General features: G+C 65.8%; 19 protein-coding genes. 15 read left to right on the forward strand and 4 right to left on the reverse strand.

The genetic code is table 11. The annotated features are described in order from the left end of the window. Nucleotides 1–430 precede the first annotated feature (430 nt). Nucleotides 431–1,786: an argininosuccinate synthase gene (gene argG, locus BLU54_RS01215; protein WP_091903750.1), complete on the forward strand. Its 1,356-nt coding sequence runs from the start codon at nucleotides 431–433 to the stop codon at nucleotides 1,784–1,786. A gap of 739 nt (nucleotides 1,787–2,525) precedes the next feature. Beyond that, nucleotides 2,526–3,494 carry a threo-3-hydroxy-L-aspartate ammonia-lyase gene (locus tag BLU54_RS01220; protein WP_407919385.1) on the forward strand — a complete coding sequence of 323 codons (969 nt, stop codon included), beginning with the start codon at nucleotides 2,526–2,528 and terminating at the stop codon, nucleotides 3,492–3,494. Here BLU54_RS01220 and BLU54_RS01225 read toward each other — a convergent pair. The 3 genes from BLU54_RS01225 to BLU54_RS01240 all read right to left on the reverse strand — a co-directional run bounded on the left by BLU54_RS01225 (nucleotide 3,478) and on the right by BLU54_RS01240 (nucleotide 6,704). After that, nucleotides 3,478–4,482 (reverse strand): LLM class flavin-dependent oxidoreductase, encoded by a 1,005-nt coding sequence (locus tag BLU54_RS01225; protein WP_091904464.1) that lies wholly within the window; start codon nucleotides 4,480–4,482, stop codon nucleotides 3,478–3,480. The genes BLU54_RS01220 and BLU54_RS01225 overlap by 17 nt on opposite strands. A 1,120-nt stretch (nucleotides 4,483–5,602) precedes the next feature. Next, entirely contained in the window at nucleotides 5,603–5,854 is a 252-nt protein-coding gene (locus BLU54_RS01235; RefSeq protein ID WP_091903753.1) for a hypothetical protein, read from the reverse strand. 103 nt (nucleotides 5,855–5,957) lie between these two features. Continuing rightward, nucleotides 5,958–6,704, reverse strand: coding sequence for an SDR family NAD(P)-dependent oxidoreductase (locus BLU54_RS01240; RefSeq protein ID WP_091903755.1), 747 nt, complete (start codon nucleotides 6,702–6,704; stop codon nucleotides 5,958–5,960). A 456-nt stretch (nucleotides 6,705–7,160) separates the two neighbouring features. Here BLU54_RS01240 and BLU54_RS01245 point away from each other — a divergent pair, with 456 nt between their 5' ends. The 3 genes from BLU54_RS01245 to BLU54_RS01255 are packed head-to-tail and all read left to right on the forward strand — an operon-like array spanning nucleotide 7,161 to nucleotide 9,821. Further along, complete coding sequence (locus BLU54_RS01245) at nucleotides 7,161–8,555, forward strand: cytochrome ubiquinol oxidase subunit I (protein WP_091903758.1); 1,395 nt, start codon at nucleotides 7,161–7,163, stop codon at nucleotides 8,553–8,555. A gap of 4 nt (nucleotides 8,556–8,559) precedes the next feature. Then, nucleotides 8,560–9,564: a cytochrome d ubiquinol oxidase subunit II gene (gene cydB, locus BLU54_RS01250; protein ID WP_091903760.1), complete on the forward strand. Its 1,005-nt coding sequence runs from the start codon at nucleotides 8,560–8,562 to the stop codon at nucleotides 9,562–9,564. A gap of 23 nt (nucleotides 9,565–9,587) precedes the next feature. Then, complete coding sequence (locus BLU54_RS01255; RefSeq protein ID WP_091903762.1) at nucleotides 9,588–9,821, forward strand: DUF2474 family protein; 234 nt, start codon at nucleotides 9,588–9,590, stop codon at nucleotides 9,819–9,821. Between the two features lie 350 nt (nucleotides 9,822–10,171). Here the strand turns inward: BLU54_RS01255 and BLU54_RS01260 are convergent, their stop codons facing one another. After that, complete coding sequence (locus BLU54_RS01260; protein ID WP_091903764.1) at nucleotides 10,172–10,960, reverse strand: AraC family transcriptional regulator; 789 nt, start codon at nucleotides 10,958–10,960, stop codon at nucleotides 10,172–10,174. 88 nt (nucleotides 10,961–11,048) lie between these two features. Between BLU54_RS01260 and BLU54_RS01265 the strand changes: the two genes are divergently transcribed. The 10 genes from BLU54_RS01265 (at nucleotide 11,049) to BLU54_RS01310 (ending at nucleotide 23,537) form a co-directional block, all read left to right on the forward strand. Next, nucleotides 11,049–12,239: a CynX/NimT family MFS transporter gene (locus BLU54_RS01265; protein WP_091903766.1), complete on the forward strand. Its 1,191-nt coding sequence runs from the start codon at nucleotides 11,049–11,051 to the stop codon at nucleotides 12,237–12,239. Nucleotides 12,240–13,540: 1,301 nt separating this feature from the next. Then, nucleotides 13,541–13,846 carry a non-heme iron oxygenase ferredoxin subunit gene (locus tag BLU54_RS01270; RefSeq protein WP_091903768.1) on the forward strand — a complete coding sequence of 102 codons (306 nt, stop codon included), beginning with the start codon at nucleotides 13,541–13,543 and terminating at the stop codon, nucleotides 13,844–13,846. A 14-nt stretch (nucleotides 13,847–13,860) separates the two neighbouring features. Next, nucleotides 13,861–15,084 (forward strand): NAD(P)/FAD-dependent oxidoreductase, encoded by a 1,224-nt coding sequence (locus BLU54_RS01275; protein WP_091903770.1) that lies wholly within the window; start codon nucleotides 13,861–13,863, stop codon nucleotides 15,082–15,084. A gap of 17 nt (nucleotides 15,085–15,101) precedes the next feature. Then, the gene (locus BLU54_RS01280; RefSeq protein ID WP_091903772.1) at nucleotides 15,102–16,394 is read left to right on the forward strand and encodes an aromatic ring-hydroxylating dioxygenase subunit alpha; all 1,293 of its coding nucleotides are present in this window, start codon (nucleotides 15,102–15,104) and stop codon (nucleotides 16,392–16,394) included. Beyond that, on the forward strand, nucleotides 16,395–16,904 hold the full coding sequence (locus tag BLU54_RS01285; RefSeq protein WP_091903774.1) for an aromatic-ring-hydroxylating dioxygenase subunit beta: 510 nt from the start codon (nucleotides 16,395–16,397) through the stop codon (nucleotides 16,902–16,904). Between the two features lie 99 nt (nucleotides 16,905–17,003). Next, complete coding sequence (locus tag BLU54_RS01290; protein WP_091903776.1) at nucleotides 17,004–19,406, forward strand: xanthine dehydrogenase family protein molybdopterin-binding subunit; 2,403 nt, start codon at nucleotides 17,004–17,006, stop codon at nucleotides 19,404–19,406. After that, nucleotides 19,403–20,224 (forward strand): FAD binding domain-containing protein, encoded by an 822-nt coding sequence (locus tag BLU54_RS01295; RefSeq protein WP_091903778.1) that lies wholly within the window; start codon nucleotides 19,403–19,405, stop codon nucleotides 20,222–20,224. Before BLU54_RS01290 ends, BLU54_RS01295 begins: the two co-directional genes overlap by 4 nt. A gap of 27 nt (nucleotides 20,225–20,251) precedes the next feature. Beyond that, complete coding sequence (locus tag BLU54_RS01300) at nucleotides 20,252–21,460, forward strand: xanthine dehydrogenase family Fe-S subunit (RefSeq protein WP_091903780.1); 1,209 nt, start codon at nucleotides 20,252–20,254, stop codon at nucleotides 21,458–21,460. A gap of 306 nt (nucleotides 21,461–21,766) precedes the next feature. Next, nucleotides 21,767–22,738: an amidohydrolase family protein gene (locus tag BLU54_RS01305; protein ID WP_091903782.1), complete on the forward strand. Its 972-nt coding sequence runs from the start codon at nucleotides 21,767–21,769 to the stop codon at nucleotides 22,736–22,738. A 46-nt stretch (nucleotides 22,739–22,784) separates the two neighbouring features. Beyond that, a complete protein-coding gene (locus tag BLU54_RS01310) occupies nucleotides 22,785–23,537 on the forward strand; it encodes a maleate cis-trans isomerase family protein (protein ID WP_091903784.1) in 753 nt (250 codons plus the stop codon). Nucleotides 23,538–23,557: the final 20 nt, after the last annotated feature.

Raw genomic sequence — 23,557 nt, forward strand, 5'->3', positions numbered from 1 at the left:
CGAGGCAAAGGCATGGCACAGAGCCGCAGAGTACGGCCGTCGCGGCAGCGTCGACGGTAGTTCGGGAAGGTGGCGGGCAGCAAAGGCGAGCCGTGTGGATGGAGCGGTCAGAGCGGTCTTCCGAAGTGCGGAGAGCGGCGCACGCGGTGCAGGCGTGCCGTCCCGCGTGCCACTGCGCAAACCGGCACCGCGTGGCTGCGACACACTCGGCACGCCGGGCCGACATCGGGATGGCTGGCCGACGGGGGCGGAGCCAGGCGGCTCGCGATGCCGCCGTTGCGAGCATGCCATCCGGCATGCTCAACTTGACCAATGCCCGATGCCCACCGACAATTGAGGGTTTGACACGGCAGATTCTTTCTGGCGTCGCTGCCGCTGGCCGGGACTGCGCCGCTGCGTCGGCATACGTTCCCAACTCTTCCTTCTGACAATGGCAAACATTCTCCAGGCGATCCCCACCGGCCAAAAGGTCGGCATCGCGTTCTCCGGCGGCCTCGACACCAGCGCGGCGCTGCATTGGATGCGCAAGAAAGGCGCGATTCCTTTCGCCTACACCGCCAATCTCGGCCAGCCGGACGAGCCGGACTATGACGCGATTCCGCGCCGCGCGAAGGAGTACGGTGCCGAGAACGCGCGTCTGATCGACTGCCGTGCGCAATTGGTCGAGGAAGGCATCGCCGCGCTCCAGGCCGGCGCGTTCCACATTTCGACGGCGGGCATCACGTACTTCAACACGACGCCGCTGGGGCGTGCCGTGACCGGTACGATGCTGGTCGCCGCGATGAAGGAAGACGACGTCAACATCTGGGGCGACGGCAGCACCTTCAAGGGCAACGACATCGAGCGGTTCTACCGCTATGGCCTGCTGGTCAACCCGGAACTGAAGATCTACAAGCCGTGGCTGGATCAGGCGTTCATCGACGAACTCGGCGGCCGCGCCGAGATGTCGGAGTTCATGCGCCAGTCGGGCTTCCAGTACAAGATGTCGGCCGAGAAGGCCTATTCGACCGATTCCAACATGCTGGGCGCGACGCACGAGGCGAAGGACCTCGAGCATCTGAGCAGCGGCATGAAGATCGTCGAACCGATCATGGGCGTCGCGTTCTGGCGGGACGATGTCGCGGTCAAGGCGGAAGAAGTCACGGTCCGCTTTGAGGAAGGCCGGCCGGTCGCGCTGAACGGCCAGACGTTCCCGGACAGCGTGGCGTTGCTGATGGAGGCCAACCGCATCGGCGGGAGGCATGGTCTGGGCATGAGCGATCAGATCGAGAACCGCATCATCGAGGCGAAGAGCCGCGGCATCTACGAGGCGCCGGGGCTGGCGCTGCTGTTCATCGCCTACGAGCGCCTCGTCACCGGCATCCACAACGAGGACACGATCGAGCAGTATCGCGAGAGTGGCCGTCGCCTGGGCCGTCTGCTGTATCAGGGCCGCTGGTTCGATCCGCAGGCAATCATGCTGCGCGAGACCGCGCAGCGCTGGGTGGCGCGTGCGGTCACCGGCGAAGTGACCATCGAACTGCGGCGCGGCAACGACTATTCGCTGCTCAACACGGATTCGCCCAACCTCACCTACAAGCCCGAGCGGCTGACGATGGAGAAGGGCGAGTCGGTGTTCTCGCCGCAGGACCGGATCGGCCAGTTGACGATGCGCAACCTAGACATTGCCGACACGCGCGAGAAGCTGATTGTCTACTCGAAGACCGGTCTGCTCTCGGCGTCCACCGGCGCCGGCTTGCCGGCCCTGCAGAACGACGCGGACGCCAAGGGCGGCAGCGAAGCCTGAGTTTCGTCCCCGGCCGGCGTGTGCCGCCCGCAGCCGATGCGGGCGGTGCCGGACGGCTCGGGACGGTGCGCGAAGGTGCGCGTAGGTGCGCGGGCGTCTCGACGCGCCGCCGACCGTCCTGGCCGCAGTCGGCTTTCCAGAATTGTTGCGGCGACGAGCGTCGCGCCACGTTGCTTGACTCTGCCAAAGCCGCGTGCGACGCATCGGCTCAGTGCCGTCTTCCGTTCACCGTCCGGGCGCACCGGCGCGGCCGAGGTCGGGCAGGGTCGGACCCTGCTGGCCGTCCCAACGCCTGCGTGAAGCAGCCGGGCCTTCTGCCCGCTTCGACCGACCATGTGTGACGAGCGCGATTGCTCGACCACGCCTTTGCACGCCATTGCCGTCCCTCGTTCAGCGTTCCGCTCGAACTCGGCATAGACAGCCACCGGCCGGCGTGGGTCGGTGTCGGCGGATGGCCGCCACGTAGTGGTGGCCGCGTCGTCGCAGGCGTCTCGATTCGTATCCGCGTGTCGATACTGTCCTGACACGGCTGCGGCGCGCCTGGCCGGGTGCGCGTTCGCGATATAGGCAGCAGATCCCAGCGCAGCTTCCGAAGTCCTCGCTGCGATGGCTGACCGGCGCTTTGTCGGGCGGCTCAGCGAGCAATGGACGACTCGGCCGAATCGACGCAGAATGTCAGCGGCGCCGGTCGACGTCCGCGCCGCCTCCCGTCCCCGCTCTCCGCTCACTCGAACTGCTCATGCCAGCCTTGCCTCGATTCGAAGACGTCGTCGCCGCCACTCAGCGCATCGCCGGCCATGCGCATCGCACACCCGTGCTGACGTCGTCGACGGCTGATGCACAGACGGGCGCATCGATATTCTTCAAGGCGGAGAACCTGCAGCGCATGGGCGCCTTCAAGTTTCGCGGCGCGATGAATGCCTTGTCCCGGCTGGATGCCACGCAGCGCAAGGCGGGGGTCGTGGCGTTTTCGTCCGGCAATCATGCCCAGGCAGTGTCGCTTGCCGCACGACTGCTCGGCATGCCGGCGACCATCGTCATGCCGCTCGACGCGCCAGCCGCGAAGGTGGCAGCCACGCGCGGCTACGGCGGCAACGTCGTGCACTACGACCGCTACACCGAGGACCGCGAGCAGATCGGCCGAGATCTGGCCGAACGCCACGGCATGACTTTGATACCGCCCTACGATCATCCTGACGTGATTGCAGGACAAGGCACCGCAGCTCACGAACTCTTCGAGGAGGTCGGCGAACTGGACGCGCTGTTCGTATGTCTCGGCGGTGGCGGTCTGCTGTCCGGCTCGGCGCTCGCGGCGCGTGCAATGTCCCCGAGCTGCAAGGTGTACGGCGTCGAACCGGAGGCCGGCAACGATGCGCAGCAGTCGCTGCGCGCCGGCCACATCGTCCATATCGACACCCCGAAGACGATCGCCGACGGTGCGCAGACCCAGCACCTTGGCCAGATCACCTTCCCGATCATCCAGCGCGATGTCGACGACATCTTCACCGTCAGCGACGACGCGCTGGTCGATACGATGCGCTTCTACGCGGAGCGGATGAAGATCGTCGTCGAACCGACTGGCGCGCTGTCGTTCGCGGCGGTGCGCGCGCGCGCCGACACGCTTGCCCGCAAGCGTATCGGCGTCATCATCAGCGGCGGCAACGTCGACTTGCTGCGTTACGCAAGCCTGCTTACTCCTGCGCCCTGACGTTCAGGCTGCGCAGTGCCTCGGCGGCGAGCGTGAACGAATGCTTACGCGCGTCGTGGTCGAAGATCTGTCCGGCGATCATCAACTCGTCAGGCTGGTGGCGCGCGATGAAGTCGCGCAGCCCGGCCGCGATCGTGTCGGGACCGCCGACCACCGAGCACGATAGCGCGCGCTCCGTATTCACCTTTTCGGCAGCGGACCAGAAGGTTTCGATATCGTCGATTGGTGCCGGCACCTGACCCGGCGTGCCGCGCCGCAGGCGGACGAAATGCTGCTGCAAGGTGGTGAACAGGCGTCTGGCCTGCTGGTCGTCGTCCGCCGCGATGATGTTCAGACCCAGCATGACATACGGTGCGGCCAGTCGCGCGGACGGCTTGAAGCGCGTGCGGTACAGGTGTATTGCGTCGCTCATCTGGGTTGGCGCGAAGTGTGACGCGAACGCGAACGGCAGGCCCATTTCGGCGGCGAGCTGCGCGCTGAACAAGCTGGATCCGAGCAGCCACACCGGCACGTCGAGACCGGCACCCGGCACCGCACGCACCCGTTGGCCGGGCTCAGCCGGCTCGAAATAGAACAGCAGCTCGGCGACGTCGCGCGGGAAGCTGTCGGCGCTGTCGAAGTAGCGCCGCAGTGCATGCGCGGTGGCCTGGTCGGTACCGGGCGCGCGGCCCAGGCCCAGATCGATGCGGCCTGGATACAGCGAGGCCAGCGTGCCGAATTGTTCGGCAACCTGTAGCGGTGCATGATTCGGCAGCATCACGCCGCCGGCGCCGACCCGGATCGTCGAAGTGCCGCCGGCAACGTAGCCAATCACCACCGCAGTGGCCGCGCTCGCAATGCCGACCATATTGTGATGTTCGGCGAGCCAATAGCGCTGATAGCCCAACGCTTCCGCGTGACGGGCCAGGTCGAGCGAGTTATGGAACGCATCCGCCGGTGTTGCACCTTCGGCGACGGGCGATAGGTCGAGAACGGAAAAGGAGGTCATGCGCAAGGCGGCGCCGTGCGACGTCGCAAAGTGGGGGGCAATGCGGGCAGGATAAACGTTTTGTGACGGACGAGTCGGCGGCAGGGTCTTACCGCGCCGCGCCGCGCGGCTTTCGGCAGTGTTGTCGCTTCGTTGGTGGCGCGGCAAGGGCGCGAAACTTCGCTCGTCGCGGTGCCCCACCGGACCGTCGAGCGGGCTTCGCATTACCCTGCCGCGCCGTGCGGCCGCTGCGCGAACGGCATGTGCACGGTCGCAGGTGTCGTCGAGGGCTGCGAAGAAGCGGTCTTGCTGCGACGTGGCATCGCTGGCCCATCGATGGAACATGCGCGACGGTGCTTGCCTCCGCGCGGCTGTCTGGGCCACCGAACGCGGCGCGGCCGCTCATTCCGGGGCAGCTAGGGCGTTTCTCGCGGGCCAACGGAATCGCCGTCGCAGCAAACCATGGCGCAGGGCAACGCCGGACCGTGACGCACGGTACAAGCATCAAGCACGGCACGCAAGGCGGTTGAAGGTGGGCGTTCGGCGGTGCTGGCGCCGCGTGGACCGCTGCTCTGGCCGTGGCAAGCGATCGGTGCGATCGGCATCCAGTGCCTATTGCCGGAGCGCGCTGACGCCGACCTGCCCAACTGGCGGCGACGCACGTGCGGCCGGGGAAATCAGCTCGTCAGCGGCAAGCGCACCGGCCGTTCGCGCTGGCTGCAACATCGCGGCCCGCCGACTCGGCGGCTTGCCGCCCAGGCCGCCGATGCCACGCCGGGATTCGTCCTGCTCACCGCTCCAGGCGGCAGCGCAGCGCGGCCAGACAGCAAGTGGTGCAGTCCCCGGGAGGTACCGTCAGCCGCGCGTGCGAGCGGGACCGACTCAGCAACGCCGACGAGCTCGCTCGACATGGCGGTATGCGTCAGCATGTGGCGGTGCGCGGCTGGACGATGACGGGAGCCAACGCGGCGCCGATTGGTCGCGCACGCTGGCGGGATCAGGACGGCGATCAGGCCGGGGATCAGGCCATTATCCGCGATGACTGCCTGGGCCGTCCGAGCATCAGGCGCGTCAGCGTCGGGCGGTGCGCCGCTCGCCGGACCCACGCGGCCAGGCGAGCGATGTCTCCATCGGGCACCGCTCAGCCCGCCGTCTGGTGTCCCTCGCCTGGAAGTTCCGCGCCATGCGCGCGGATCGTCGCGATCAGCTCCGCGGGCGTGATCTCGTAGCGCACTTCGCGATGAATGCCGGGCTTGCGCTCGTCGCGGTCGATCAGCAGCACGCTTTTGCCATCTGGCGTCGCCTCGAGACGCAGGGTGCGGTGGGCCGATGCCGTATCGGCATTCACCTCGACCAGCAGCACCATGCCTCCGCTTGCTCCTTGGGTTCGCATTGCCCCGTCCTCTTGATTATCCGAGCGCGTATTCTAGAGCCTCGCCCGGCCTTTGTCGCTGCCACTGGCCGACTGGCCAGCAGCGTCCCGGTGTTGCGCCGATTCAGCCGTTGCGCACGACGACGAGCGGTCCCGGCGCCTGGCAGGTCGGCATCAGTTCGATCGCGTTGACATTGACGTGCTCGGGCAGCGAGAGCAGCCAGCCGACAGTGGCGGCGATGTCTTCCGCCTGCAGCGGCTGCGTGCCCTCGTATACCTTGGCCGCCTTCGCGTCGTCGCCCTTGAAGCGCGTGTTGGAGAACTCGGTTCCGCCGCCCAGTCCCGGTTCGATCGACGCGACGTGCACGTTCTTGCCGGCCAGGTCGGACCGCAGTCCCACGCTGAACTGGTGTACGAAGGCCTTGGTGGCACCGTACACGTTGCCGCCCGGATAGGGATAGGTGCCCGCGGTGGAGCCCAGGTTGATGACCCAGCCGTGATTGCGCTCGACCATGCCGGGCAGGGCGCGCCGCGTGCAGTAGACCAGCCCCTTGACGTTCGTATCGATCATCGTTTCCCAATCGTCGAGATCGGCGCGGTCGCCCGGTTCCAGGCCAAGCGCCAGGCCGGCATTGTTGACCAGCACGTCGATCGGCCCGACGGTCTGCTCGGCCCAGTCGAAGGTGGCAGCCACCGAAGCGCGATCGCTGACGTCGAGAACATGCGTGTGCAAGCCCTTGTGCTGCGTGGCGAGCGCGTCGAGCCGATCGGCGCGACGGCCGGTGGCAATCACCGTGTGACCAGCCTGCAGAAGATACTTGGCGATGGCTTCGCCGAAGCCGGCGGTGGCGCCGGTGACGAGAATGTTCATGCGCAGAGTCCAGAAGGGCGGGGAAGCGGACCGGCCGCAGCCGGGCAAACGTCAATCAAGCGTCGATCAAGCGTCAATCAAACGCCAATGTTAACCGGCTTCGCTGATCCTGACAGCGTCGCGTCGTACATTTTGCAGGGGGATACGACAGGGCTGCGACGAGACGGAAATGGCCGTCGCCGGCCGTCGGTACGATCGGTGGCCGGGTGTGCGGAGTTGTCGCAGTGCTTCAGACAGGTCTGCCGGAACCGCTGCATATCGTGAATTTTCATATATATTTCAATGACGTGTCGGCAGACGCCAGCGGCGTTCGGCGAGCTCGCGGACGCGCGCGGGCGAACGCTTTGCGACGCCGGGCCGCAGAGGGAATCGCGGCCTCGGCAATAGAATGGCGCCGTCTTCCCACGTTCCAATGACGGCGGTCCGAAATCGGACGGCCGTTCGAGAGTCGATGCCATGTCAACTTCGATGAGCGCCCTGGACCTTGCACGAGTCCAGTTTGCGTTCTCCGTCACCTTTCATATCGTATTTCCGGCGTTGACCATCGGGCTGGCCAGCTTTCTCGCGGTGCTCGAAGGCTTGTGGCTGAAAACGCGCAATGCAACCTACCTGCAACTGTTCGACTTCTGGGTCAAGATATTCGCGATCGCGTTCGGCATGGGCGTGGTCTCCGGGGTCGTGATGAGCTATCAGTTCGGCACGAACTGGTCGGGCTTCTCGAATTTCGCGGGGCCGGTGACCGGCCCGCTGCTGACCTATGAAGTGCTCACCGCATTTTTTCTCGAAGCAGGCTTCCTCGGCATCATGCTGTTCGGACGGCAGAAAGTGGGCGAGCGCGCGCACTTCGTCGCCACACTGATGGTGGCCGTTGGCACATTGATTTCCACCTTCTGGATCCTCGCGTCGAACAGCTGGATGCAGACGCCGCAGGGCTATGAGATCGTCGACCATCGCGTGGTCCCGGTGGACTGGTTCAAGGTGATCTTCAACCCGTCCTTTCCGTACCGGCTGGCGCACATGGCCATCGCGGCGTTCATCTGCGGCTCGCTGGTGGTTGCCGCAACGGGCGCGTGGCATTTGCTCAAGGGGCGGCGCGACCCTGCGGTGCGCAAGATGTTCACGATGGGTCTGGGTCTGCTGCTGGTGCTGGCGCCCGTGCAGGCCTTGGTCGGCGATGCGCACGGTCTCAACACCCGGGAGCATCAGCCGGCGAAGATCGCGGCCATCGAAGGGCTGTGGGAGACCGAGCGAGGCGGGACATCGCTCAATTTGTTCGGTTGGCCCGACATGGAAGCCGAGACCACGCACTATGCGCTGAAGGTGCCGCATCTCGGCAGCCTGATCCTGACGCATACCTGGGACGGCGAGATCAAGGGCCTGAAAAGCTTTCCCCGCGAGGACCGTCCGAATTCGACGATCGTGTTCTGGAGCTTCCGCATCATGGTGGGCCTGGGCCTGCTGATGATCGCGGCAGGCATCGCAGGGTTCGTGCTGCGCCGGCGCGGTCGGCTGTTCGACGCACGCTGGTTCCATCGCCTGATGGTCGCCATGGGGCCGGCCGGCTTTGTCTCGCTGCTTGCCGGTTGGGTGACCACCGAGGCCGGCCGCCAGCCGTGGGTCGTGTATGGCGTCATGCGCACCGCTGACGCGGTCTCGCCGCTGAGCGCGCAGCAGGTCAGCGTGTCGCTTGCGCTGTTCGTCGCCGTGTATTTCGCCGTGTTTGGCAGCGGGGTCTATTTCCTGGTGCGGGTGCTGTTGGCCGGCCCGGGCACGCATCCGCCCGAGGGCGGCGGCGTCGGCGACCAGACGCGGACCCCTTCTCTCGACAACCGCCGCGCCGCGCGAGGCTGACATCATGCTCGACTTGAGTCTCATCTGGGCTGGCGTGATCGCGCTCGGCGTACTGCTCTACATCGTGCTCGACGGCTTCGACCTGGGCATCGGCATCCTGTTTACCCTGTTCGACGACGACCACGAACGCAACGTGATGGTCAACACGATCGCGCCGGTCTGGGATGGCAACGAGACCTGGCTGGTACTCGGCGGGGCGGGCTTGTTCGCGGCGTTTCCCGTCGTGTACGCGGCGGCGCTGTCGGCCCTCTACCTGCCGTTGGTATTGATGCTGGCGTGCCTGATCTTCCGAGGCGCAGCGTTTGAACTGCGCGGGCGCGCGCGTCGTTCTCGCCATGCCTGGGACCTGGCGTTCTGCGGCGGTTCGGCGGGCGCGGCGTTCTTCCAGGGCGTCGTGCTGGGCGCGTGGATCTCGGGCTTTCCGATCGTCAACCGCGAGTATGCCGGTGGTCCCTTCGATTGGTTGACCGCCTTCAATCTGTTCGTCGGACTCGGCGTGGTGCTGACTTACACGGTGCTGGGTTGCGGTTGGCTGATCTACAAGACCGAGGGCGACATGCAGCGGCGCCTGTTCAAACTGATGTCGCCGCTGATCGTGGTCCTGCTGGGTGCGGTTGCAATCGTCTCGGCGTGGACGCCGCTGCATTCGCCGCAAATCGCGCAACGCTGGTTCAGCACGCCGAATCTCTTCTGGTTTCTGCCGGTGCCGGTGGTGGCCGTGCTGGCCTGGTTCGGCACGCGCATCGGCGTCAAACGCGAGCATCCGCTGTTGCCGTTCGCGATGTCGCTGCTGCTCGTTTTTCTGGGCTACTCGGGCTTGTTGATCAGTCTTTGGCCGAACCTCGTGCCGCCGTCGCTGACGATATGGCAGGCCGCCGCCCCGCGTGAAAGCCAGGCCTTCGCGCTGGTCGGGGTGGCCATCGTGCTGCCGGTCATTCTGGCCTATACGGCGTACGCGTACTGGGTGTTCCGCGGCAAGGTCCGTCCCGGTGACGCGGGCTATCACTGAACGCAATTGTCGGAGCGAGCGCGATGACCATGCAGATCGATCGACATGAAGCGGGCAGGCGTGGGGCGCGGGCCACCGGACACGTAACGAACGCGCCATTGCCCGCAGCAAGCGCGCACCGTGACGGCGGCGATGCGCCACCGGCGGGCAGGACGTTCGGGCGTCGCGCGCTGTGGTTCGTCGGACTGTGGTGCGCCGGCGTATTGGCGGTGGCCGCAGTCGCGTTGTTCTTCAAGCTACTGGTGCGCGCGGTCTGACCGCCAGCGCCGCCGGACTTGCACAAGCGGGTTTGACCACGGCCGTGGAAGGGCGATGGCAGCGCCGGCGCCGAGGCCGGGCGACGGCTTCGAAGGACAGTCGTTGCGAACATGAACGCCACGCGTCGTCGGTCCGTCGTGCGGCAGCGGCTGCGGCTTGCTGGCGCGCGGCGCGCCCGGGCTCGGCGGCAACCGGGGCGAACGGCACCCGTGATCGACGGCCGCTGCGGCAGACGGCACGTGTGGTGGACGGCACCTGTGCCGGCAGGCGCCTGGGTCCGGGCGGCTGACCTGCAACGCGCTTGGCCACTCGATTCGCTCCCGTGCGCCAGGCGTCGCACCGCACGCGGCTAGCGCAGCGATGCGAAATACTGTGCGGGTGGCTGGCCCAGCGCCTTTTTGAACATCGTGATGAATGCGGTGACAGAGTCATAGCCGAGATGACCGGCAACCTGCTGGACAGTCGCACCGGCGGCGAGCTGGCGAAGCGCGACGATCAGGTGCAACTGTTGACGCCAGCGGCCGAACGTCAGCCCCGTTTCGCGCTCCACCAGACGTGCCAGGGATCGGCCGCTCATCGCCGAACGCTCGGCCCACTCCGCGAGAGTCGTCCGGTCAGCCGGGTCGGCGGCCAGCGCGTCCGCGATGCGGCGGATGTTCGGATGGCCGGAGGTCGGCAGGTGCAACTGTTCGACCGGTGCGGTGACCAGTTGCTCCAGCAGCACGGTGACGAGACGCGAGATCGGCCCGGAAGGCGCATAAGAGGGCCCCTGGTCCGCGAGATAGAGAATCAGTTCCCGCACCAGCGGGCTGATTGCAAGCGTGCAGCATTGCGTCGGTAATTCCGCCGCCTCTGGCTCGACGAACAGGAAACAGACGCGCGCGTTGTCGGTCGCATGGTTGCTGTGCGGCATTCCGCCTGGGATCCATACCGCATGGTGCGGCGGCACCATCCACATCGCCTTGGGCACTTCACACGTGACCGCGCCTCGTAGCGCCAGCACAAGCTGGCCTTTCCGGTGGCAGTGGACGGGTTGCTCGGCATCGTTCTGTTCGAATTCGATTCGGAGACCGACCGCGGGGCGGTGGTCCACGTCCGGGTCGAAGCGAGCGAGCTGACCGACGCACGATCCTGTCATATTTTAGCGATTAAATGTCATTACCGCTCTATTATAGCCAGCCGGGTGCCGCGTACAGTTCGGGTATGTACCAAGTACGGAGCTTGAAGTGACAACATTGACATACCGGCGCTCGGCCAGCCGAGCGGTTCTGATCGCTGGCATCCTGCTGATCGCCGCCAATCTGCGCGCGCCCATCACGGGACTGCCGCCGGTGCTCGGCCCGATTCGCGCCGATTTCGAGCTCGGCACGGTGGCGGCCGGCGCGCTGACGACCCTGCCGCTTCTTGCGTTCGCTTTGGTGTCGCCGTTCAGTGCGCTGTTCGCCCGGGAATACGGGCTTGAGCGAGCGCTGTTCGGCGCGCTGGGCGCGGTAGCCCTCGGCATCGTATTGCGTTCCTTCGGCGCGTCGTGGAGCCTGTACCTCGGCACGGCAATCATCGGTACCGGTATCGCCGTCGGCAATGTCCTGCTGCCGAGCCTGGTGAAGCGGGATTTCCCGCACCAGGTCGCGACACTGACCGGCGCCTACGCGTTGGCGATGGGCGTGGCGGCGGCGGTTGGATCGACGCTGGTCAGCCCGCTCACGCACGCCTGGGGGTGGCGTCCGGCGCTCGGCGCGTTCGTTTTGCTACCGGTGGTGGCGCTTGCGGTGTGGGCGACGCAGCTCGGCGTCCGCACGCGGCCGGCAACGACCGCCGCGCCCCCGCCGCATGGCGGCAAGGTCTGGCATTCGCCGCTGGCGTGGCAGGTGACTCTATTCCTCGGCCTGAATTCGACGATCTACTACGTTGCGATCGGCTGGCTGCCGACGATGCTGATCGACGCCGGCCTGTCGCCGTCGGAGGCCGGTTCGCTGCACGGCGTGCTGCAGTTGGCGACCGCGGTGCCCGGTTTGTTGCTGGGACCGATCCTGCGCCGTCTGCGCGATCAACGCATGGCGGCCACCAGCGTATCGCTGCTGTCCGCGGCCGCGTTGTGCGGCCTCTGGCTCGCGCCGCAGGTTGCGTTCGTCTGGTGCGTGCTCTTCGGCGTCGGCACCGGGGCGGGCATCATCCTGGGCCTGTCGTTCATCGGTCTGCGTACTCGCAACGCACATCAAGCGGCCGCGCTGTCCGGCATGTCGCAGTGCATCGGCTATCTGCTGGCGGCCGTGGGGCCGATGGCGATGGGCGGCTTGCATGACGCGTTGCACGGTTGGACGGTTCCGCTGCTGCTCTGCATCGTTTTGGCCGTACTGGCCGCGTCGATCGGCAATCTGGCCGGACGCAATCTGCACATCCATGGCGGGATGCGCTAAGCCGTCGCGGCTGGCAAGTTGCGGCCCGCAGCCCCGCGCGTCGCGCCCGACCAGCCGACGTATCTATCCAACGACGCGACGGAACGGCGGTTCGCGTGTCGACCTTCGCGCAGTGGCGCGCCCGCGCAGCGTGCGTTGGCAGGCCCTGCTCCGATGGCCGGCATAGACGCGCGACCCAAGTGGCCAACACAAGTGGCCGACACAAATGGCCGACACAAATGGCCGACACAAATGGCCGACACAAGCGGCCGACACAAATGGCCGACACAAATGGCCGACACAAGCGGCCGACACAAGCGGCCGACACAAGCGGCCGACATGAATGTCCGACATTGATCGACGACATTGATGGCGGAGATGAACAGCGGCCGGGAGTTGCCGGTCGGATGCGGAACGCGAGGGGGCCATGGCAGCGACGGCTATCGGTGCATCGCTGTCGCTGCACGGCGCGCTCGTGCCAGGGCAGTTTGCTCCGCCGCACCGAGCTGGGCGTCATAGGAGGTGCATGCTCCGCGAAAACGCATCGGCGTATAGGCTCACCGATCCGGCTGCGGAACGCGCGCGGAGAAGGCTAGCGCACGCATGCCTGTGTTGTCGACCGGACCACCGCAAGCGCCTCGCAATCCATTAGATGCGAGCGCGCATCGCCCTACCGTACGGCGTCCAGCCAACATTCGGCAAATGATCGACGGTGCATTGCACCGTGAAGCGGCGACGGCGCCATGCGCAGGTCGAGCCGCGGGCTACGTGGCCACATCGGCGTGGTCACATCGCTTACCGCACCTGCGGAGTCAAACGATCCTCGCGTGCTTCGAGGTCGAATGCGCACACCCCCGCGACCAAAGAAGCCCGCCGAAGGCGAGAGCCTTCCGCAACACGCGCGACAGTGTCGGCATGCTTGCTACGGACGACGCGTTTTTCGGGACTTCCCGTTTCTGCTCGTTGCACTTGCTTGCCGCGAACGCCTGCCTCGACAGGCTGCGCTGGGTACGCATGTGCAGCCGGTGCTGCCCGCGCCCGAATCATCCGCGAGCCCGTGACAACGGTGGCGAAGGCGTCGTCACGCTGCCAGCATGTAAGCCGCGTTCGCTCTGTGCCGAATGACGCGCGACGTCGTTCCAAAAAGATTCCAGTCCGGTTAAGAGGAACCGCACGCGCGCATAGCGTGCGGCTGCCCGAGCATGAAGCGAGCGCGGCCGACGCGGCCGGGTAAACCTGAATTTTGAAAAAGTTGACGTAGATCAAAGACACGCATAGCATCAACTCATCAGCACACTGATTAGTTTTCAAGGCAAAAAGAAATGTCCCTTACGTTCGCAGCAAAGCTCTCCGATCTTGTCGAAGACGAGCCGCTGGCCGTCACGCTGGGCGACGAACAAATTGCGTTGTATCTCCTCGAGGGTGAGGTCCATGCGACGCATAACGTCTGCACGCATCAGTACGCGCTGTTGAGCGACGGGTACATGGAAGACGGTTGCATCGAATGTCCGCTTCACCAGGCGAAGTTCGACATCAGGACCGGGGCCGCGCTGTGTGCGCCAGCGACCCAGCCGGTGCTCGTGTACCGCGTGCAGGTCGAGGGTGACGACATCATGGTCGAGCTGTGAGCGAGGGGGTGCGCATGGAAGACACCATTCTCATCGTCGGCGCGGGGCAGGCGGGTGGTCAGGCCGCACACGCGCTGCGTGACAACGGCTTCAACGGACGCATTGTGATGGTCGGCGACGAAGCGTGGCGCCCCTACGAGCGCCCGCCGCTGTCGAAGGAGGCGCTGCTCGCTGCCGACGACAGCGACTGCTTCAAGGGATGGCTGCACCCGGAACAGTTCTACGACGACGCGGCCGTCGAACATCTGGAAGACAGCGTCACACGCCTGGATATACAGACGCGCACCGCGCAACTTGGCAGCGGCGCCACGCTGCATTACGACAAGTGTCTGATTGCAACCGGCGGACGGGCGCGTTCGGCGGACGGCGCACGTTGTGGCGCGCGGGTCGTGTCGTTGCGAACGCTGGACGACGCGATGCGGATTCGTGGCCTGATGGCTCGCGCGAGATCGGTCGCGGTGATCGGCGGGGGTTTTCTGGGCCTTGAATTCGCGGCCAGCGCCCGTGCCCGCGGTCTGGCGGTAACGGTGTTCGAGCGTGGCGCGCGTCTGCTTGCGCGCGCGCTTCCCGTGCCGATCGCCGACCAGTTGCGCGCCAAGCACGAGCAACACGGCGTTCGCATCGTGTTCGATGCCGGCGTGGTCGAGGTGAACGAACGCGACGCGGACGTGTTGCTGACACGCGCGGGCGACGCAACGGCATTCGACTTTTGCGTCGTTGCGGTTGGCCAGGTGCCCAACGACGAGATCGCTCGCGTGTCGGGGATCGACGTCGACGACGGCATCGTCGTCGATCGCTTCTGCCGGACATCGGCACTGGAAGTCTACGCGGCCGGCGACTGCGCGCGCTTTCCACTCGGCGACGACGCGATCCATACGCGTCTCGAATCGTGGCAGAACGCGCAGCAGCAAGCGATCACGGCTGCCCGGAACATGCTGGGCGCACCCTGCGCCTACCAGCTCACGCCTTGGTTCTGGACCGACCAGTACGACTGGAACCTGCAGATGCTCGGCATGCTCACCGACGACATCGACCGGTGGGTGGCGCGAGACGGCAGCGATCGAAAGGCGATGCGCATCGGTTTGCGCGGCAATGTCATCAAGTACGCGCTGGCGATCAACCAGGGCGGCGAACTGCGCGCGCTGCGGCGATTGATCGAGCAAGCCATACCGGTCGACGCCGATGCGCTGGCCGACACCGCGATCAAGCTGCGGCAGCTCGACAAGCTGGCGCGATAAGTAACCCGGAGACTTTCGTGTATTCAAGTGACACCATCATCGGCGGCGTGACATCGCCCGTGAAGAACGGCCCGATCGATTCGTTCGTCTGGCCGGACGAAGGACTGCAAGCTATTCCGGACTGGGTCTACACAAGCGACGCGGTGTATGCGCGCGAGGTCGAGCGCATCTTCCACGGCCGCACCTGGAATTTCGTCGCGCTCGAGGCCGAAGTGCCGAATCCAGGCGATTACAAGCGCTCGTATGTCGGGCCGACGCCCGTCGTCGTCGCGCGCGCCGACGACGGCACGATTCACGTGTTCGAGAACCGCTGCGCGCATCGCGGTGCGGAGTTCTGCCGCAACAGTCGGGGCAACAACAAGGAATTCGTGTGCCCTTACCACCAGTGGTCGTACGACCTGAAAGGGAATCTGCAGGGCATTCCATTCAAGCGCGGCGTCAACAAGCTCGGCGGCATGCCGAAGGACTTCCGCAACGAGAACCACGGCCTGCGCAAGCTGGCCGTCGCCTGCCGCAACGGTGTGGTGTTCGCGTCGTTCGCACAGGACATGGAGTCGCTCGCGTCATATCTGACGCCCGAAATCCTGAAGGATTTCGACGTCGTGTTTCCGGGCAAGAAGTTGCGCATCCTCGGCTTCTACAAGAACGAGCTGCCGTGCAACTGGAAGATGTATCACGAGAATCTGAAGGACCCGTACCACGCAACGTTGCTGCACTCGTTCCTGGTGGTGTTCGGATTGCTGGTGGCGGGCAACCGCTCGGCAATGGTGGCGGACAGCAAGTACGGCATCCACGGCACGATGGCATCCGCCAAGAGCGATTCGCTGTACGCGACGGTCGACGAGGACAAGAAGAAGGAGATGCGCTCGTTCCACGACGGCATGACGCTGAGCGATGAGCGCTTCCTGGAGTTCGTGAAGGAATTCGACTCTGAATGGTCGGTCACGATGCAGACGATCTGGCCGAACCTGATCGTGCAACGCGAGATGAACACGCTCGGTGTCCGGCATATCGTGCCGAACGGTCCGAACAGCATGATCATGCTGTGGACCATGTTCGGCTACGAAGACGATACCGAAGACATGGTGCGGCACCGGTTGCGTCAGGGCAATCTGATGGGACCGTCCGGTTTCCTCGGCCTGGAGGACAACGAGGCGATGAAGTTCGTACAGGAAGGCGTGCGCCGCTCGGTGAGCGACCGAAGCATCGTGCGCCTCGACGGCGACAAGATTGGCACCGCGGACAACCTGATCTCGGAAGCCGCGATTCGAGCGATGTACAAACACTACCGCGAAGTGATGGGGTTCTAGATGTTGCCAGGATTTGACAAGAAGCCGATCGAACACGCGCAGGCACTGGTCGCGCGCGCCGCTGTCGAGGACTTCCACGCCGAATATTGCGCCGCGCTGGATAGCGGCGACATCGAACGGTGGCCGGAGTTCTTCACCGACACGTGCCTGTACCGCGTGACCGAAGTCGAGAACGCGGTGAACGGTCTGCCGGTAGGCCTCGTCTACGCGGAAGGCAGGGGCATGTTGCGCGATCGCGCGGTGGCGATCGCGCGCACGCAGATGTTCGCACCCCGCCAGATGCTGCATTTCGTCTCGAACGTACGCATCCTCGATGCGAACGACGAGGAGATCGTCGCGCAGAGCAACTACATGCTGCTGCAGACGCTGGTCGAAGGTGCGACCACACTGCATCAGGCTGGTCGTCTTTTTGACCGCTTCGCGCGCAATGGTAATGTTTTGCTGCTGAAGGAGCGGCAGGCTGTGTACGACACGGCCGTGATCGCGAACGATCTGGCGTATCCGGTGTAACGCGCCGCCATTACCGCCATTACCGCCATTACCGCCATTACCGCCATTACCGCCATCACCGCCATCACCGCCATTCAGCGCACTGCACGAGAGAACGCCATGAGCATGACTGAAACCGATGAGAAGCCCGTGGAAAGCGGCGGCGTGGGCGCACGTGTGCGGCGCCGCGAGGACGAGCGCCACCTGCATGGACGCGGGCGCTTCGTTGCCGACTACACCTTTCCCGATCTGCAGGAGGTCGCTTTCCTGCGCAGCCCGGTCGCCCATGCGCGGATCGTGCGGATCGGCAAGCCGCAAGGGAAGGCCGCGCAGGTCATCGTGCGTGCGGACATGCACGGTGCGACGGACATCGTGGCGGACTCGAGCCTGCCATCGTACAAACCGTCAGCGCATCCGCCGCTGGCGCACGAAAAGGTGCGTTTCGTGGGCGAGCCGGTCGCGATGTGCTTCGCGCCGACCCGCGCGGACGCCGAGGATCTGGCCGAGGAAGTGGAACTTGAGCTCGACGAGCTACCGGCCTTCGCGAATGCGTTCACTGCGCGTGAACGGACCGACGTACGCGTCCACGATCACTGGTCAGACAATCTGTTTCTTGATCTGACCGCGGACGTCGACTTCGACAAGCTGTCGGAGAACGCGCCGGTGGTGGTCAAGCAGAAGGTCGACCTGGCACGGCAGTGCATGGTGCCGATGGAAGGCAAGGCGGTCCTCGCCTATTGGGATCATACGCAGTCGCAACTCGTCGTGATTACGTCGACGCAGGTGCCGCACATGATCCGCACGGTCCTCGCGCAGTGTCTCGGCATCGATCACGCGCAGGTCCGCGTGATCTCGCCCGACGTCGGCGGTGCGTTCGGCTACAAGTGCGTGTTGCAGCAAGAGGAGCTGTGTATCGCATGGCTGGCGCTCACCTACAAGCGACCGTTCCGCTTCATCGAGGACCGCCGCGAACATTTGATCGCCGGGGCGAACACGCGCCAGCACCACTACGAGCTGACGGCCTACGCCGATCGCAGCGGGCGCCTGCTCGCACTCGACGCGACGCTGTTGATCGACGGCGGCGCCTATTCGGCATGGCCGTTCACCATCGGTCTGGAAACCGGCCAAGCGCTGGGCAACTTGCCAGGACCTTACGACTTTCGTGGCTACCGATGCAGGACGCAATGCGCCGCAACCAACAAGCCGGGCTTTCTGCCGTATCGCGGCGTTGCGCGCACTGGCGTCTGCTTCGCGATCGAATTGACGATGGACGCGATCGCCCGCGCGGTCGGGCGCGAAGCGTGGCAGGTGCGTCATGACAATCTGGTCCGCGGCACCGACATGCCTTACACCAACGTCGTGAAGAAACATTACGACAGCGGCGATTTTCAGGAAAGCCTGCGGCGCGCGGTCGCCGCGCTCGATGTGCCGCGCTGGCGCGAACGGCAGAAGGCGGGGGAAAAGGATGGCCGTCTCGTCGGCATCGGCTTCGCGACGTTCACCGAGCAATCGGCGCACGGCACGGCGGTTTTCGCCTCGTGGGGGCTGCCCGTTGTGCCTGGCTACGACCTGGCAACGGTGCGCATCACCGCAGACGGTGGCCTGGAGCTGCGCGCGGGCATCCATTCGCACGGTCAGGGCATGGAGACCACGCTGGCACAGATCGCCAACGAAGTGCTGGGCGTGCCGCTCGGGAAGATCAAGCTGATCCACGGCGATACAGCGCTCACGCCATATTCGACCGGCACCTATGCATCGCGCAGCATCGTGATGGCCGGCGGCGCGGTGGCGGCGACCTGCCGTGAGCTGATTCCGCGCATCGTGCAGATTGGCGCCCATTTGCTCGGCGAGGACGCAAGCGCCGTGCGTTTCGAGGCGGGCGAGGTGGTCGGCGCAGCCGGCACGGTGTCGCTCGGCGAGATTGCCGCGGCATGGTATCTGCGCCCGGAGCGCCTGCCTGCCGGCGTCAACCTGGCCGGACTGGAAGCCACCCAGGGCTTCAAGCCAAAGGTGGACACCGGGGCCTTCAGCTACGCGACGCATGCCGCGGCCGTCGCCGTGGACACGGAGACAGGGCATGTCGAGATCCTCGACTATGTGATCGTCGAAGACTGCGGCCGCATGATCAATCCAATGGTCGTGGAGGGGCAGACGATCGGAGGCACCGCGCAAGGCATCGGTACGGCCTTCTATGAAGAAACGTTGTACGACGACAATGCCCAGCCGCTGACCTCGACCCTGGCGGACTACATGCTGCCCGGGCCGACGGAATTGGTGCCGCTGAAGATCATCCACATGGAAACGCCGTCGCCTCACACGGAATTCGGCGCCAAGGGCGTCGGCGAGGGCGGCGCGATCGCGCCACCGGCCGCGCTGTTCAACGCGGTCAACGATGCATTGCGGCCGCTGCATGCGGTCGTCTCGGAAACGCCGCTGACGCCGCGTCGGCTGCTTGCCGCCATCGAGGCCGCGCGGCAGGCGGCGGACCAGCCGGTCGCCGCCGAAGCGGAGGTCGTGCAATGAAAGCCGCCGCGTTCGAATACGTCAGGAGCGATTCGCTTCCTGAAGCGCTTGAGGCGCTGCTCGACGGCAAGCCGATTGCCGGCAGCCAGTCGATGGGTCCGATGCTCAATCTCAGACTGGCGCGACCTGCGCGCGTCGTCGACGTGTCCAGGCTTCCCGAGCTGCGGTCCGTGACCGAAACGAAGGACGGCATTCGAGTGGGCGCCGCGGTCACGCACGCGGAGATCGAGGACGGCAGGCATGCGTTGCTGCAGCACGCGTTCCTGCGTGAAGTCGCGGGCGGGATCGCGTACCGGGCCATTCGCAATCGCGGCACGATTGGCGGCAGCCTCGCACATGCCGATCCGGCAGCGGACTGGCCGCTGGCGCTGGCTGCGCTGGACGCCCGGCTGGAGCTTGCAAAGCGCGGGGGTACGCGGGTAGTGCGCGTCGGCGAGTTCATGCTGGGGGCCTTCACGACCGTGCTCGACGAGGGCGAGATCATCGCGGCGGTCCTGCTGCCCAGGCTCGGCGATACGCTGCGCTGGGGCTATCACAAGCTCTGCCGCAAGACTGGCGAATTCGCGCATGCCAGCGCTGCGGCGGCGTTCGACGCGCGTACCGGTCTCGCGCGCGTCGTGCTCGGCGCGCTCGATGGGCCACCGGCCGCGCTGGACGCACTGGCGCGCTCGATCGCACAGCGCGGCACGGCGGTGGCCAGCAAGGACGCGCTGCAGGCCGCGGTGGCCGCAGCGATGCCGGCCGCGGACCGGATCGATCGACAGATGCACACCGCCGCGCTGGAGCGCTGTCTGGCGCAAGCGTTCGGCGGCGCTTGACCACAAGCATAAAGAGTCAGAGTCCCCATGTCAGTGATTGAACTAACCGTCAACGATCGTTCGGTACGCGCCGACGTGCAGCCGCGCGTGCACCTCGGTGACTTCCTCCGCGACACGCAACATCTCACCGGCACGCACCTCGGATGCGAGCACGGCGTGTGCGGCGCCTGCACGGTATTGATCGACGGCGAACCGGTGCGCTCCTGCATCACGTTCGCGGTTGCATGCGAGAAGCAGCACGTCCGTACGATCGAGGGCTTCGACGACGATGAGCTGATGCAGCGCCTTCGCCAGTCGTTCTCCGTCCATCATGGCCTGCAGTGCGGCTACTGCACGCCCGGCATGCTGATCGCCGCGCGGGACATCGTGCAACGTTTCCCGGCTGCCGACGAGGCCCGGATTCGGCTGGAGCTTTCCGGCAATCTGTGCCGCTGTACCGGCTATATGGGCATCGTGAAGGCGATCAAGGCGGTGTTGCAGGACCTGAAGGAGCGTCCGATCGCGGCGCCGGAAGCGTCGGCACGCGTGGCCGCTAAAGTCGAAAGCACTGCGCCGCCCGCGGCGTTCCAGACGTTCGCGGCGGCCGCCGCGCCGGCGTCGGGCAGCGGCGCAGCGCCCGATGCCGCGGCCGCGCCGGCCGGCACCAGCTCGGCCGAGGCGCAGTCGACCTCGCGCAAGGGCTGGACCGCGATAGACGATAGCTTCGTGGTCCCGTTCGCGTTGGATCAGGTCTGGGCATTCATGGGGGACCTGCCGCGCGTGGTGCAGTGCCTGCCCGGCGCCGAACTGGTCGAGCATGGCGGCGAGACGGTCAAGGGTCGGATTGCGATCAAGTTCGGGCCGATGTCGGCTAACTTCGCGGGCGGCGCGCGTCTAGAACGCGACGACGCCGCGCATCGCGCGGTGGTGCGAGGCGCGGGGCAGGACAACATCAGCCGCTCGCGAGCCAACGGCGATGTGACCTATGTCCTGAGCAGCGACGGCGCGGGCAGTACGCGGGTCGCGGTCACGCTCGAATACATGCTGCAGGGCCCGCTCGCACAGTTCTCGCGCTCGGGACTGGTCAAGGATTTCGTGCGTCGCATGATCGCCGATTTCGGTGCCCGCATCACTGCGCAGCTTGGCGGCGACACGGCGCCGGCGGCGCTCGGCGCCACCACCAAATTCAATATGGGCAGCCTGGTCTGGAGCGTGGTCTGGGGGCGCATACGGCGGCTGTTCGGCAGGGCCGGGTAGCGACAAGCCGGCGTCCGGCAGCCGCCGCCGGCCGCCGGTTGGTGGTTGCGGCTTGCTGATCGCCGGTCGGTGCTTGTGAGTCGGCGGTCTTCGGATGCGCGTCGCCGGCTGACTGTCGCCGGCTGACTGTCGCCGGCTGACTGTCGCCGGCTGACTGTCGCCGGCCCACTGTCGCCGGCTCACTGTCACCCGCTCACTGTCACCGGCTAATGGTAACCAGTGCACGGTCACCGTTCTACCCCGGCGCGCCACGCACGGCGCGTTGATACGACCCATTCGTCAGTACACTGATTTGGAGATGTCTCGATGAGTAGCAACAAGCGAATTCGCAAGATCGCGCTGGAGGAACACTTCACAGCGCCGGGCTTCCAGAGTTATTCGAAAGGCTTCACGCAGCACATTGCGCCCGACGTCCTGCGCGATCTCGCATCTCGTCTGGCGGATTTCGACGAACAACGGATCGAAGAGATGGATCGGGCCGGCATCGATTTCACCATCCTCTCGCAGACCGGCCCGAGTGTGCAGGGCGAGACCGATCCCGAGGTGGCGATTCGACGCGCCGCGGAGTGCAACGACTTCCTGGCGCGGCAGATCGAACGTCGTCCGAGCCGCTTCGGCGGTTTCGCGACGCTGCCGATGCACACGGCGGCCGGCGCCTCGCGCGAACTGACGCGGGCGGTGCAGGAACTCGGTTTCAAGGGCGCGCTCGTGAACGGCCATACGCTCGGCACGTACTACGACGATCCGGCGTACGACGCATTCTGGGCGACGCTGCAAGGGCTGGACGTGCCCCTCTATCTGCACCCGACCGATGCGTTCGTCTCGCCCCGGGTGCTCGACGGCCATCCGGAGCTTACCGGTGCCACGTGGGGGTGGGGCGTGGAGACCGGAAGTCACGCGCTGCGGCTGCTGTTCGGCGGCGTGTTCGACCGGTTCCCGGGCGTCAAGCTGATTCTCGGTCACATGGGCGAGGGACTGCCTTTCCTGCGCTGGCGTTTCGACAGCCGCTTCGCGGTGTACTCGCATGGCGTGCAACTGGCGAAGGCGCCGTCCGCCTACATCGGTTCGAACATCGTGATCACGACTTCGGGCGTCTGTTCGGCACCCGCCCTGCTCGGCGCGATCGGTGAGATGGGCCCTGAAGCAGTGATGTTCTCGGTCGATTACCCCTATGAATCGACCGCGCTCGCAGCCGATTTCATCGCGGACGCACCGCTCGACGACGAGGTTCGCGCGCTGGTCTGCCACGGCAACGCCGAGCGTCTCTTCCGCCTGTGAGCCTTGTCGAGCGAGCGGCATCCAACACATCAAATCGGAGCAGGGAATGAGCAAGAGTTTTCGCATCGGGCAGATCGTGCCGAGTTCCAACACCACGATGGAAACCGAGATTCCGGCGATGCTGCTGGCGCGGCAGACCGTGCGGCCGGAGCGCTTCACGTTTCACTCCAGCCGCATGCGGATGAAGAAGGTTGTCAAGGAGGAACTGGCCGCAATGGACGCGGAGTCGGACCGGTGTGCGGTGGAGCTGAGCGACGCCCGCGTCGACGTGCTCGGGTATGCGTGCCTGGTCGCGATCATGGCGATGGGGCACGGCTACCATCGCGTCTCGCAAGAGCGCCTGCGCGAGCGCACCGTCGAAAATGGTGGCGCGGCGCCGGTGATCACGAGCGCGGGCGCACTGGTCGATGCGCTGAAGGTCATCGGCGCGAAGCGCATCGTGGTCGTTGCGCCGTACATGAAGCCGCTGACCGAGCTGGTTGTCGACTACATCCGCAACGAAGGCTACGAAGTCATCGATTACCGGGCGCTGGAGATCCCGGACAACCTCGATGTCGGCCGGCACGATCCCGCACGACTGCCCGACATCGTCAAGACCTTGCCGTATCAGGACGCGGACGCCATCGTGCTGTCCGCCTGCGTGCAAATGCCCTCGCTGCCGGCCGTTGCCAAGGTGGAAGCGATGACCGGCAAGCCAGTCATTACCGCGGCCATCGCCACCACGTACGCGATGCTGAAACAGCTCGACCTCGAGGCATACGTGCCCGGTGCGGGCGCCTTGCTTTCCGGCGCATATTGAGTTCGGCGGAGTCGAAGAAC

Source organism: Chitinasiproducens palmae, assembly GCF_900095735.1.
GTDB classification, from domain to species: domain Bacteria; phylum Pseudomonadota; class Gammaproteobacteria; order Burkholderiales; family Burkholderiaceae; genus Chitinasiproducens; species Chitinasiproducens palmae.